The 13,398-nt window shown below is 53.2% G+C and carries 11 protein-coding genes; 10 read left to right on the top strand and 1 reads right to left on the bottom strand.

Annotated elements, in window-relative coordinates; genetic code table 11:
• The first annotated feature begins 107 nt into the window (after positions 1–107).
• Positions 108–2,126 carry a ferrous iron transport protein B gene (feoB, locus tag ACTQ3K_RS01290; protein WP_441565216.1) on the top strand — a complete coding sequence of 673 codons (2,019 nt, stop codon included), beginning with the start codon at positions 108–110 and terminating at the stop codon, positions 2,124–2,126.
• 94 nt (positions 2,127–2,220) lie between these two features.
• Here feoB and ACTQ3K_RS01285 read toward each other — a convergent pair whose 3' ends face one another.
• Entirely contained in the window at positions 2,221–3,276 is a 1,056-nt protein-coding gene (locus ACTQ3K_RS01285; RefSeq protein ID WP_441564956.1) for a PTS transporter subunit IIC, read from the bottom strand.
• Between the two features lie 264 nt (positions 3,277–3,540).
• On the opposite strand from ACTQ3K_RS01285, the gene ACTQ3K_RS01280 reads away from it, so the two are divergent.
• The 9 genes from ACTQ3K_RS01280 to ACTQ3K_RS01240 all read left to right on the top strand — a co-directional run bounded on the left by ACTQ3K_RS01280 (position 3,541) and on the right by ACTQ3K_RS01240 (position 13,397).
• Positions 3,541–4,659 carry a DUF3048 domain-containing protein gene (locus tag ACTQ3K_RS01280; protein ID WP_441564954.1) on the top strand — a complete coding sequence of 373 codons (1,119 nt, stop codon included), beginning with the start codon at positions 3,541–3,543 and terminating at the stop codon, positions 4,657–4,659.
• A gap of 179 nt (positions 4,660–4,838) precedes the next feature.
• Positions 4,839–5,945: an alanine racemase gene (locus ACTQ3K_RS01275; protein WP_441564952.1), complete on the top strand. Its 1,107-nt coding sequence runs from the start codon at positions 4,839–4,841 to the stop codon at positions 5,943–5,945.
• A 10-nt stretch (positions 5,946–5,955) separates the two neighbouring features.
• A complete protein-coding gene (locus ACTQ3K_RS01270; RefSeq protein WP_441564950.1) occupies positions 5,956–6,615 on the top strand; it encodes a helix-turn-helix transcriptional regulator in 660 nt (219 codons plus the stop codon).
• Positions 6,612–6,992: a RidA family protein gene (locus ACTQ3K_RS01265; RefSeq protein ID WP_441564948.1), complete on the top strand. Its 381-nt coding sequence runs from the start codon at positions 6,612–6,614 to the stop codon at positions 6,990–6,992. Before ACTQ3K_RS01270 ends, ACTQ3K_RS01265 begins: the two co-directional genes overlap by 4 nt.
• A gap of 10 nt (positions 6,993–7,002) precedes the next feature.
• Complete coding sequence (locus ACTQ3K_RS01260; protein WP_441564946.1) at positions 7,003–8,103, top strand: threonine synthase; 1,101 nt, start codon at positions 7,003–7,005, stop codon at positions 8,101–8,103.
• A gap of 128 nt (positions 8,104–8,231) precedes the next feature.
• The gene (gene spoIVA / locus ACTQ3K_RS01255) at positions 8,232–9,704 is read left to right on the top strand and encodes a stage IV sporulation protein A (protein WP_441564944.1); all 1,473 of its coding nucleotides are present in this window, start codon (positions 8,232–8,234) and stop codon (positions 9,702–9,704) included.
• Between the two features lie 563 nt (positions 9,705–10,267).
• A complete protein-coding gene (locus ACTQ3K_RS01250) occupies positions 10,268–12,007 on the top strand; it encodes a MutS-related protein (protein WP_441564942.1) in 1,740 nt (579 codons plus the stop codon).
• Complete coding sequence (gene rnhA, locus ACTQ3K_RS01245; protein ID WP_441565214.1) at positions 12,007–12,480, top strand: ribonuclease HI; 474 nt, start codon at positions 12,007–12,009, stop codon at positions 12,478–12,480. Before ACTQ3K_RS01250 ends, rnhA begins: the two co-directional genes overlap by 1 nt.
• A gap of 263 nt (positions 12,481–12,743) precedes the next feature.
• A complete protein-coding gene (locus tag ACTQ3K_RS01240; protein ID WP_441565212.1) occupies positions 12,744–13,397 on the top strand; it encodes a response regulator transcription factor in 654 nt (217 codons plus the stop codon).
• Position 13,398: the final 1 nt, after the last annotated feature.

Here is a 13,398-nt window from a genome sequence, read left to right as displayed (position 1 = left end):
TTTCAGAAGCAGAATGGAGCAGAGGCCGGAACATATAGCAGCAAAGCAGCATCAAAGGAGGGCGGGGACTTATGATCAGACGAAGATCCTGCTGTGCACGGCCTGAGATGCAGACACAGGAAATCAGAACAGAGACTCAGAACGGACCGGAGATCACGGTAGCGTTTGTAGGAAATCCCAATTGCGGTAAGACAACCCTGTTTAATGCACTGACGGGGGCAACGCTGAAGGTCGCTAACTGGCCGGGAGTTACCGTGGAACGGGTAGAGGGCGAGGCGAAATACAAGGATCAGAGAATCCGCGTGATTGATCTTCCCGGTATTTACAGCCTGACCTCATACAGCATCGAGGAAAAGGTTTCGAGAAAGTGCGTAATGGATGAGAAGGTGGATGTGATCATCAATGTGGTGGATGCATCCAGTCTGGAACGAAATCTGTATCTGACACTCCAGCTTCTGGAGCTGGGGAAACCATTGATTTTGGCCCTCAATATGATGGATATCGTGGAGGAGCGGGGCATGGAGATCGATCTGCACCGGCTTCCGGAAATGCTGGGAAATATTCCGGCGATTCCGGTGTCCGCCAGAAAACGGACCGGTCTGGAGGTTCTGCTCCATGCAGTTGTCCATCACAGTGAAGAAACACCGGACATTACAGGAATTCGTTATTCCCGTGGATTAGAGGCGAAAATCGGAAAAATCTCAGAGGCGTTGGAGACAACCTATGGGAAGCTTCCCAATGTTCGATGGACTGCAATTAAGGAACTGGATTTTGATGAGGTGATCCGGGAAGAATATCCCCTCGACCTTCCGCAGGTGCTGGATCGTTCCTACGAGAAGCAGATCATCAGTGAAAAATACGATTACATAGAAGAGGTTATGGAAGAATGTATGGTGAATCGGGAGCGGAAAGCAGCTCTGACGGAAAAGGCAGACCGGATCCTGACTCATCCGTTCTGGGGTGTGCCGGTCTTCCTTGTGATCCTGGCGGCTGTATTTTTCCTGACCTTTACGGTAGGTGATTTCCTGAAGGGCTATTTTGAACTGGGGCTGGAGGGGATTTCCGGACTGGTACGGCATGGATTGGAGGCAATCGGGACTGCCGGATGGCTGAAGTCTCTGATCGTAGACGGTATTATCGCCGGCGTAGGAGGGATTTTAACGTTTCTGCCTAACATCTTTATTCTGTTTCTGGCGCTGGCGTTTCTGGAGGATTCCGGCTATATGGCCAGAGTGGCTTATGTCATGGACGGGATCATGGGAAAGGTCGGTCTTTCCGGAAAGGCATTTCTTCCGATGGTTCTGGGCTTCGGCTGTACTGTTCCGGCGGTTATGGCAACGAGAGCGCTGGAAAGTGAGCAGGACCGGAAACGGACGATCCTGATCACGCCGTTTATGTCCTGCTCGGCGAGACTGCCTGTTTATGTGCTGTTTGCCAGTGTGTTTTTCGGAAAATATGCCATGATTGCGGCGTATTCTCTTTATGTGATCGGGGTTCTGGCGGCGATTGTGATTGCACTGGTCGTTAACCGGATCCGTCCCAAGGCCCTGGAGCATGCGCTTTTGATCGAACTGCCGGAGTATAAGACGCCAAATGCCAGAACCATTGCCATCTACGTATGGGAGAAGGTGAAGGATTATCTGACAAAGGCTGGGACAACGATCTTTGTTGCCTCGATCATCCTGTGGTTCTTATTAAACTTCGGAATTCATGGCATGGTGACAGATGTATCGGAAAGCTTCGGTGCGGCGATCGGTCATGCACTTGTTCCGTTCCTTGCACCGGCAGGACTGGGATTCTGGCAGGTGGCAGTGGCACTGATCAGCGGGTTATCCGCAAAAGAAGTGGTGGTTTCCAGCTGTTCGGTTCTGTTCGGAATCAGCAGCATCAACTCTGCGGAAGGAATGACAGCGCTTCACGGTGCGCTGGGAGCGATCGGATTCGGACGGCTCAATGCCTATTGCTTCATGCTGTTCTGCCTGCTGTATACGCCCTGTGTGGCGGCAATCGCCACCATAAAGCGCGAGACCAGATCCTGGAAATGGACCCTTGGGATGGTAGTGTTCCAGCTTCTTGCAGCATGGGGAGCGGCAGTGCTTGTATATCAGGTTGGAAGCTTATTGTAAAAATACCCGTTAAAGTAAAAGAAGAGAAGCTGCGGCAGGAACGATGTTCCCAATGCAGCTTCTCTTTTGTACGGTCTTTTTTGCAGATCGTGTGTTACACTTCCAGCTTCATATCTCCGTCTTTAATCCAGCCCTTTTTCCGCATGAACCAGGAGATGACCCAGGCGAGTACACCAGGCAGGATAAAGTGGAGCAGGACGATCTTTAACAGAACAATGGCCGCGCCCTCGGTGGCTGTCATGGTCTGGAAGGTCATGATCTGACCGACCAGTCCGGCGGTTCCCATACCGGAGCCTACCGGATTATTGGTCATGTGGAAGACCAGGGTGGAAACCGGGCCGAGGATGGCACTGGTAATGATCGCCGGGAGCCAGATGATCGGCTTCCTTACGATATTGGGAACCTGGAGCATGCTGGTGCCGATTCCCTGTGCAAAGAAACCGCCGATTTTATTTTCTTTATAGCTGGCAACGGCAAAGCCGATCATGTTGGCGCAGCAGCCGACGGTGGCGGCTCCGGCGGAGAGACCGGCAAGGCTTAAAGAAACACCCAGAGCAGCAGAGCTGATGGGGAGGGTTAAGATCATGCCCATGAGGACGGATACGATAATACCCATTAAGAACGGCTGCTGTTCGGTTCCCCAGTTGATCAGGGCACCGAGAGAGTTCATGAATGCGGAGATGGGCGGACTGAAGATCAGGCCGACCACGGAACCGGCGATGATGCAGACAATGGGAGTTAAGACAATGTCCAGCTTGGTCTTTCCGGCAATGAGATGTCCGAGTTCAATGCCCACATAAGCGGCGATGAATGCACCGAGAGGCTCACCGGGGCCGGTAAGTACGATACTGCCTTCTACCAGAACCTGTCCGGCAAGGATTTTTCCGGCAAAGGCCCCTACCATACCGGTCGTTGCAGCGGAGAGCACCACCAGGGGGCTTTCCTTGAATTTACAGGCAACGCCGCAGCCAATTCCCGCACCGGTCATTGCTGCCGCCATTTTTCCAAAGAAGAAGAGATAGTTTCCGACTGTTCCGCCGATGAGGGTTCCAATCTGCTGGATGATGGTTCCCACGATCAGGGTGGAGAACAGTCCCGTGGCCATTCCACTCAGGCCGTCAATAAACAGCCGGTTCAGCCATTTTTTCATAAGATACCGCCTTTCCTCTGCATATAGAGTGTAAAATATTTTATATCATCTGTCTTGTCACAAGATAACCAAAACTATAACATAAAATGAAGGAAGGCGCAAGTGTTTTTGATTTTGAAATAGAAGTTCTGTACCGGCTGACTGGCCTGGTGGAGCCGTGCCCGGAATTTGACAGACTTTTCAAATATCTTTTCGTTGACGCCTGTAAAATATCTATGGTATACTTGTAATTATAGAAAAACAGTACGGGAGGGGCTTGAATCTATGAGAAAACAGACGACCAGAAACCTGAGACGTGCCGCAGCCATTGGTCTGGCGGGGCTTATGCTGTTCGTTACAGGATGCGGAAAAAAGAAGGTGGAAGAAACGACCATCGCAGAGACGACAAAGGCACCGGAGACGCTTCCTCCGCCCACAACAGCTGCGGAGACAGAGCCGGAAACAGAGGCACACCCGGAGGGAATGGTGCGAAGCTATCTGACCGGACAGTGGGTTCCGGAGGAGATCGGAACGAGACGTCCGGCGGCGGTCATGATCAGTAACGTAAAGGTGGCGCAGCCCACCTACGGACTCAGTGCGGCGGACGTGGTTTATGAGACGCCGGGAGAGGCCAGTGCCGTCCGGTTTGTAGCATTTTTCGAGCAGTATGATGACTTAAAGGAAATCGGATCGATCCGCAGTGCCAGAACGTACCATGCGGTGATCCAGCAGGAATTTCAGTCGGTGTTTTTCCATTATGGTCAGTGTGAATATGCAAGACCGTACCTGGAGGGCGGGATGTGCGACTGCGTCAACGGTGTGACCGGAGCCAGCGAATGGGCGTTCCACAGCATGTCCGGAAGAGAAAAGCCCCATCATCATTTCACCAGCGGCGACGAGATGAAATATGCCATTGAAAAAATGGGCTATTCCAATGAATATTCGCCGGATTATCAGGGGCATTATCAGTTTGTGGATGACGGAGAGTCCCCGGTCATGAAAGATGCGGCACCGGCCAACAAGGTGTCGGTGGGATATGTGTCTAACAAGCCCTGGTTTGAATACAACGCTGAGAACGGCCTGTATTACCGGTATCAGTTTGAAGCCCCTCATGTGGATGTGGGAAATAATGATGTGCAGCTTGCTTATAAGAACATTCTGATCCAGGTCTGCGATTATGAGCATTACTACGATACCGATTACCTGAACATTAATCTCTGGGGAGAGGGCGTCGGCCAGTATATCACTGACGGAAAGGTAATTCCCGTGACCTGGAGGAAGGATGGCGAATGGGGCATTACCCGTTACTATGATGCGGAAGGAAATGAGATCAAGCTGAACCAGGGACGCACCTGGGTCTGCATCGTGCGGACTGAGCGGGCCAACCGGGTTGTAATCGAGTAAAAGAAAGAAGTACAGAAACGCCAGTTCCGGCAATCCGGTTCCGGCGTTTCTTTATCTCCTGTATATAGAAAAAAATATTTATATATAGAAAAAAATCTATTGACGGCATATAATTTTTTCTATATACTGAACTCAGAAAGAAAAAACGGAAACAGGAATCGGAAAAGGAGGAACTCGTTATGCGGTATACAGAACTGGATACCCCATCGTTACTGGTTGACCGGGAAATTTTACTTCGGAACCTGAAGGAAATGCAGGATTACGCGGATGAGAATCATGTGATGCTCCGGCCTCATACCAAGACCCATAAGATGCCGGAAATCGCGAAGCTTCAGATGGAGCAGGGAGCCTGCGGAATTGCAGTGGCAAAGATCGGGGAAGCAGAGGTTATGGCGGAGTATGGCCTGACGGATATTTTTATCGCCAATGAGCTGATTGGAGTTCAGAAGTTCCGGAGGATCGCAGCGCTGGCAAAAAAGATCCGAATTGCGTTTGGCGTGGATACGCCCTGCCAGGTGACGCAGGCAGAAGAGGTCTTTGCGGCAGAAGGTGTGGACGCAGAGGTCCTCATCGAGATCGAGGTAGGCGAGAACCGCTCCGGAATCATCGGGGAATCCGATTTCCTGGAGCTGCTGGACACGATCAAAGGCTGTGAACATGTGAAATTTAAGGGGATCTTTTCCCATGACGGAAACTGCTACCGGGCGCCCAGCGTGGAGGCCTGTCTGGAGATTTCCAGAAATGCCCAGGCAAGAACCCTTCAGTTTGCGGATCTGGCAAAGCAGCACGGAATGCCCTGTGAGACGGTAAGCTACGGTTCGACTCCGCCCTTTACCTGTCATGGACCGATCCTTCCCGGCATTACAGAGCTCCGCCCCGGAACGTATGCATTCATGGATGCGGCGCAGGCTCATGCGGTGGGAACCTTTGACCACTGTGCGGCAACGGTGCTGGCGTCGGTCATCAGCCGCCCTACGAAGGAGCGTGTGATCCTCGATGTGGGAGCCAAGGGCCTGACCATGCAGCAGCGCACCGAGGGTATCTGCTTCGCACCGGGAAAGGGATTATTATATGAAGATCCGGAAATCTGTATCAGCGGAATGTTTGATGAGCATGCCATAATCTTAAACGAGGCGTTTCGGGAGAAGACTTCGGTTGGCGACAAGGTCCGGGTGATCCCGGTTCATATCTGTCCGGTCTGCAACCTGTATGACAGGGCATATCTGATCTCCGGAGATGAAGTGGTAAAGGAGCTTCCCATCGCCTGCCGCGGAAAGCTTCAGTAAGGAGACAGGTATGAAAGACAGCTTAAGGCCTTATGTACCCATGGCGGATATGCTGGCAGAGACCTTCGGTGCGGACTGTGAGGTGGTACTCCATGACCTGGACGACCCGGAGCATTCGGTGGTCTATGTGGCGAATGGCTCCGTTACCGGACGGCAGGTGGGAGAGAGCTTTGACCAGCTGGTGCGCCAGGTGATCCTGGCAAAAAATTTAAAGGAAAGCTTTGTTTCCAACTATTATTTTACGGCGAAAAACGGAAAGAGGATCCGTTCCTCGACCCTGCTTATCAAGAGTCCGGACGGCGGTCTGGAGGGGGCTCTCTGCATCAACCTGGATACCGGCCGGATCACGGCACAGATGGAGTTTCTTCAGTCCATGATGCCGGGCTGGAACCAGATGAAACCGGTATCGGAGACGGAGGCGGAAAAGGATGAGCATATTTCCGTCATGATCGAGCATCTCATGGACCGGATTCTGGGCGACAGCGACATGGTGCGTCTGACCCGCGAGGAACGGATTGCCAAGATCCGCTTTATGGACAACAAAGGGATTTTTTTGATGAAGGGAAGCGTGGAAAAGGCGGCGGAAAAGCTGGGGGTCAACAAGGTGACCATTTACAGCTATCTGGACGAGGTTCGAGGAAAACGAGGAAAGCAGGAGGAAAAGGAATGAAACCAGTGATCTTACAGACGAAACGGAAAAATCCCGGCCATTATGTGCCCGGCATGATCTCCGGCGGCATGCTTTATGTTTCCGGCCAGCTTCCGGTGAATCCTGATACGGGAGAGATGGCCTGTGGCCTGCGTGAACAGACAAAGCAGGCGCTGGCCAATGTGGAAGCGGTACTGACGGCGGCAGGCTGTACAAAGGAGCAGGTGGTCCAGTGCCGCGTGTATGTGTCCGATGTGACATACTGGGACGAGGTAAATCAGGTTTATGCGGAGTTTTTCGGCGCTCATAAGCCGGCCCGTGTCATTGTTCCCACCAGAGAGCTGCATCACGGCGCGCTGGTAGAGATCGAGGCAATGGCGGAGCTTTCCGGAGAATAAGGAGGTTTTTATGAAGTATCAGTACAGGTGTACGAAATGCGGAAAAGAAGCATCGGTGACAACGAGAAAGGCAGCCTGCGAGTGCGGCGGCCTGTGGAAGCTGGAATATGAGCTTCCGGCTTTCAGCCTGGACGGCATCGACAAGACTCAGTGGAATCTGTTCCGCTACCGGAGGTTCATGGCAGTGGATGAGGACAGCTGGCAGGACATCACCCTGGGAGAGGGCATGACTCCGGTGATACGGTTTGATGAAAACGTGCTGCTTAAAATGGATTATTTCATGCCGACCCTGTCCTTTAAGGACCGCGGCGCTGCGGCACTGGTGGCACACTGCAAGTCGATCGGTGTGAACAGGGTGGTTCAGGACAGCAGCGGAAACGGCGGAAATGCGGTGGCGGCATACTGTGCCAGGGCAGGAATCGACTGTGAGATCTTTGTGCCGGAGGGAACCTCCCCCAAGAAGATCGACCTGGTGCGTGCCTATGGAGCCATTTGTACGGTCGTGCCCGGAAACCGCGACCACTGTGCCGATGTATGCAGGGAAAAGGTGGAAACGGACGGAATTTATTATGCAAACCATGTCTACAACCCGTTCTTCTATGAGGGAACCAAGACGTATATTTATGAGATATACGAGCAGCTGGGACGGATCCCGGAGCATCTGGTGATCCCTGTGGGCAACGGGACCCTGTTCTTAGGCAGCATCTTCGCCCTGGAGCATCTGCTGGAAAGTGGAGTGATCGATCATATGCCTCAGATCATCGCTCTTCAGAGTGAGAAGTGTGATCCGCTTCTTCAGGCGGCCGAGCAGGGACAGGAAGCGCCGGTTTCTGTAAGGCCGGAGCCGACCATTGCCGAGGGAATCGCCATTGGAAAGCCCATGCGCGGAGAACAGATCCTTGCTCTTGCAAGGAAGCATGGCGTGCGTTTTGTCCATGCACCGGAGGATCAGATTCTGGAAGCAAGAAGGACCCTGGCCAGAAGCGGGATTTACTGCGAGCATACCACTGCAGCCAACTATGCGGCTTATCTGGAATACTGCCGCCGGTACGGAACGGCAGAAGACTGTCTCATTACCATGTGCGGCGCCGGCTTAAAGTCCGATCATTAAGCGGTGATGAGGAAATGAAGTACCGGATGGCCGTTTATGATCCGAAAAATCCGGTGCAGATCCAATCTCTGAGGATAGAAAAAGACCCTCCTGCATATACTGTACCAGCAGATGCAGGAGGGATTTTTATGGACCATTTTCAGGTGTACAAGGACATTGAAGCAAGGACCGGAGGGGAAATCTATCTCGGGGTGGTGGGGCCGGTGCGGACAGGAAAGTCCACGTTTATCCGGCGGTTTATGGAGCTTTTGGTCATCCCGCAGATCGCGGATCCTAACGAGCAGGTGAGGGCCAGAGATGAGCTTCCACAGGCGGCGGCCGGAAAAACCATCATGACCACGGAGCCGAAATTTATTCCCAAGGAGGCGGTTCCCGTCCAGGTAGGAGAGGCGGATGTAAAGGTCCGGCTTATCGACTGTGTGGGCTTCATGGCGGAAGGAGCCGCCGGACATATTGAAAATGATGAGGAGCGGCTGGTGAAAACGCCGTGGTTTGATTATGAGATTCCCTTCACCCAGGCGGCGGCCATTGGGACGGAAAAGGTGATCCGGGATCATTCTACCATCGGCATTGTGGTGACCACTGACGGTTCCTTTGGGGAGATCCCGCGAAACGGATACATAGAAGCAGAAACTCAGACTGTGGAGGAGCTGAAGGAGCTTGGAAAGCCATTTGTGGTGCTGTTAAATACGGTGAAGCCCTATTCGGAGGAAGCCAAACGACTGACATCGGAGCTATCGGCTCAGTATCTGGTCCCGGTGCTTCCGGTCAACTGTGAACAGCTGAAAAAAGACGATATTACGAGAATCCTGGGAACGGTACTCGATGAATTTCCGGTTTCTGAGGTGGACTTTTTCCTGCCTAAATGGGCGGAGCTATTGCCTGCTGATCACTGGCTCAAGTCAAAGCTTCTGGACCGGGCCAGGCAGCTGATGGGAGAGCTTACGCTCATGCGGGATCTCCAGACGGCCTTTCCCGGTGAGGAGACGGCTCCGATCCGACAGATGCAGGTGCGCCAGGCAGATTATGCTGACGGAACGGTGACGGTGGATGTGGCCCTGGAGGAATCGGTTTATTATCAGATCCTCAGCGATTATTCCGGCCTTTCCATCGACAGTGAATATACGCTGATGGGTATGCTAAAGGAATACGCCGGAATCCGCGCCGAGTATGAAAAGACCAGCCATGCCATGGACGAAGTCCGCCGGAAGGGCTACGGTGTGCTCATGCCGGGACGGGACGAGATCGTGCTGGACGATCCGGAGGTGATTCGCCACGGAAACAAATTCGGTGTCAAAATCCGTGCCCAGGCGCCCTCGGTGAATCTGATTCGTGCTGTCATCGAGACGGAGCTGGCGCCCATCGTCGGTGACGAGAAGCAGGCGGAGGATCTGATTGCTTATATTAAGGAAAACAGCAGGGAAAGCAAGGAGGGCGTCTGGAGCACCAGCATCTTCGGAAAATCCATTGAACAGATCGTCATGGACGGCATGGAAGCCAAGATCGCCCAGATGACGGATTCCTGCCAGCAAAAGCTCCAGGATACCCTGCAGAAGATCATCAATGATTCCAATGGGGGAATGGTGTGTATTATTATTTGATCCCCCAGGGTGAAAAAGTCGAAGCCCCAAGGCAGGCTTGCCTGCATGAGGGGCTTTGACCTTGGAACCCGCCAAAACATGAGTAGGGAGCCATTTTTCAACGAAAAATGTGCGGAGTACGAATGTTTTTAGGATTGCGGGAGCACGGAGTGCGGAGCAATCCGAGGGGGATCAAAATAAAGGGGATTCCGAAACTTGGCCCCCCCCAGTCTTCTCACCCGGCGCAATTTGGAGAGGTGAAGAATAAGGGACGGAGAATTTAGACTGATTCGGGAGCGGTAAGAATTTTACTATAAGAGTTTAGACAGCCGTCCCGGTCATGTCTGCTGCGTAGGGGACGTCCCGAGCCCCGGCACTTCCCAAGCCGGAGTGAAAGCGACCGGCGAGGGTTATGTGCCGCTGGCCGCGAGGGAAAAGCGAGAGCGGTCTCCCGGAGCAGCGATATGCCGGGACGGCGTGGAAATCCGACTGTGAAAGTCGGTTGGCTGGCCTGGGTGGAGCCGCAATTTGCTTTTCCGCCCCTCTTATGCTATACTGGGCACAGCAAATAAAAGGAGTATGGCATGAACGAACAGACCATGTTTTATATTGTGTTTTTTTCGGCGGCGGTTCTTCTCCTTGCGGTACAGGCGTTTTTGTCTGCCAGACGGCAGCGGGAGCAGCTGGTGCGTCGGATCCGGGAACAGTGGGGAAAACGGCCGGAGCGGGAGTATTCGCTGGAGGAATTCGATAAGATCTCTCATTATTATGAGCGGAAAAGGGGAGAAGAATTTTTTCTGGATGATACCACCTGGAATGACCTGGGAATGGACGAGGTGTTTATGCTGTTAAACACGACCGGATCTGCGGTGGGAGAAGAATATCTGTACCGGGTTCTACGAACGCCGGAGTTTTCGCGGGACGAGCTTTCCCGCCGGTCGGCGCTGGCGGAGTATTTCCGTGCTAATCAGAAAAGCCGGGAAGAATTTTCGGTGGCTTTTGGACTCATGGGACGGAAGAAGCGGACGGCGGTTTCCGATTATATTGAAAAGCTGACACAGATCCCGTCCATGCCGCTCTGGCCTCATGCACTGGCACCGGTGTTATTGATTGCCGGAATCGCGTCCTTTGTGATCCGCCCGTCGGTGGGAATCATCGGTCTGGTGGGAGCCATTGTCATCAATATGGTTTCCTATTATAAAACGAAAAGTGACATTGTGATGTATCGAAAGAGTATGGCGCAGGCGGCCGATCTGGTGGAGTACGGATTTCGGCTGGAAAAGCTCTCTATGGAGGGAGCGGTGCTGGCCCCTTACAAAGAAGCGATTTTTGACTGCTGCCGGGTGCTTTCGCCGGTGCGGCGCCATGCGTGGATCCTGGCAGACGAGTCCATGACCACCGGATCCGTGATGAAGGCAGTCCTGGATTATTTCTGCATGATCACCCACCTGGATCTTCTGCTGTTTCGGAATATGACGGAGCTTCTGGCCGATAAGGAGGAGGTACTGGAACGGCTTCTGGAGATCATGGGACAGCTGGAGCTTGGCCTGGTGATCGGTTCGTTCCGGGACTATCTGGGAACGTTCTGCGAACCGGAGTTTGCAGACGATATGGGATCGAGCATGGCGGTACTCGGAAAACGAAGAACGGGAAGGGGTGAGCTGTCATTTAAAGAGCTGTATCATCCGCTGATCGAACATGCGGTGGCGAATTCCATGACGGTAGAAAAGCCGGTGCTGGTGACCGGCTCCAATGCGTCCGGGAAATCCACATTTTTGAAGACGGTGGGTATTGCCGCAGTGCTGGCGCAGACCATTGACACGGTTCCGGCAAAGCAGTTTCGCAGCAGCTTTTTCCGGGTTTATTCTTCCATGGCCCTTTCGGATAACCTGGAGGGCGGGGAAAGCTATTACATGGTAGAGATCCGGTCGCTGAAGCGGATTCTGGATGCGGTGGAGGAGCCTGGGGTACCGGTGCTGTGCTTTATTGATGAGGTGCTCCGCGGAACCAATACGGTAGAACGGATTGCGGCTTCATCGAAAATCCTGGAGAGCATGGCGCAAAAACGGGTGCTGCCCTTTGCGGCAACCCATGACATTGAACTGACCAGGCTGTTGGACGGGCGCTATGCCAACTGGCATTTTGAAGAACAGATGGAGGAGAATGATATTTTCTTTTCTTATGAATTAAAGAAAGGTCCCGCCGGGACGAGAAATGCGATCCGGCTTCTGGGGATCATGGGCTACGACAGGGAGCTGATCCGCCAGGCATCACAGATGGCAGAACGGTTTGTGGAAACGGGAGAATGGAGGCTGGAATCATGATGGAGGTCACGCTGTATACCGATGGATCGGCCAGAGGAAACCCGGACGGACCGGGAGGCTACGGAGCCGTTCTCCATTACGTGGACGGAAGGGGAAAGCTTCATGTCAAGGAGCTGTCTGCCGGGTATCAGAAAACCACTAATAACCGCATGGAGCTGATGGGAGTCATTGCCGGGCTGGAGGCGCTGAACCGCCCCTGTCTGGTGACGGTGGTTTCCGATTCGGCCTATGTGGTGAAGGCATTTAATGAGCACTGGCTGGAGGGCTGGGTCAAAAAGGGCTGGAAGCGCGGAAAAAACGAGCCGGTGAAAAACCGGGATCTTTGGGAGCGGCTTTTAAAAGCCATGGAGCCCCATCAGGTGCATTACACCTGGGTGAAGGGTCACGCCGGACACCCGGAGAATGAGCGGTGCGATGAGCTGGCTACTTCGGCGGCGGACGGTGACGGGCTTCTGGTGGATCCCGGCGTATAAAAACAGATGAGAAACGGTAAAAGAAAGGAAGAGGCAGGGCGTTGTTGAGGAGCACGCCCTGTTTTTGTATAACAGGAAATTTTGAAGAATTCGTTATTAAACGGTATTCACATATTTACAACTTTGATACATTTCTGTGCTAGAATAAAACCAGAGAAAGATGATAAACCGGCGGACCATCGGTACCGGGATGCCGGTAATAAAATCAGAGGTTTAAAAAGCGGAAAAGGACAGGAAGCGCAGACATGAAGATGGGGGAGCGTATGCAGAAAATACTGATCGTGGAGGATGAGGAGGCCATCGGGATCCTCATGTGCCGGACCTTGCTGGGAGAGGGCTACGGCTGTGACTGGATCCGGGACGGAACGGAAGCGGCAAAGCGCCTGGAGCGGGCCAGCTATGCGCTGGTGCTTCTGGATATCATGCTGCCTGGTCTGGACGGCTATGAGCTTTTGGACTACATTCGTCCCATGGGGATTCCGGTGATCTTTGTGACGGCGAAGAGTCAGGTGAAGGATCGGGTTCAGGGGCTTAAGCTGGGGGCGGATGATTATATTACAAAGCCATTTCAGGTGAGTGAGCTGGCAGCGCGGGTGGAAGCAGTGCTCAGACGCAGCAGCAGGCGCATGGGAACGGTGCAGGTCGATGATGTGAGGATCGATCTGGATGCCAGGAGTGTGACAAAGGCCGGCGTTTCGGTGGAACTGACCGTCAAGGAGTATGAGATTCTGGCGGAGCTGGCGGCTCATAAAAACGTGGCGTTATCCAGAGCACAGCTTTACGAAGCCGTGTGGAATGAGCTTTATACGGGGGAGACAAGAACCCTGGACTGTCATATCCAGAAGCTGCGGAAAAAGCTGGGACTGGAGGAGCGGATCCGTACGGTGTTCCGCGTGGGCTATCGGCTGGAGGTATGAG

It is taken from the genome of Candidatus Paralachnospira sp. LCP21S3_A2, assembly GCF_052118925.1.
Lineage (GTDB): Bacteria > Bacillota > Clostridia > Lachnospirales > Lachnospiraceae > Lientehia.
Note: the sequence above shows the minus strand (reverse complement) of the source record. Positions and strands in the feature narration are given on the sequence as shown.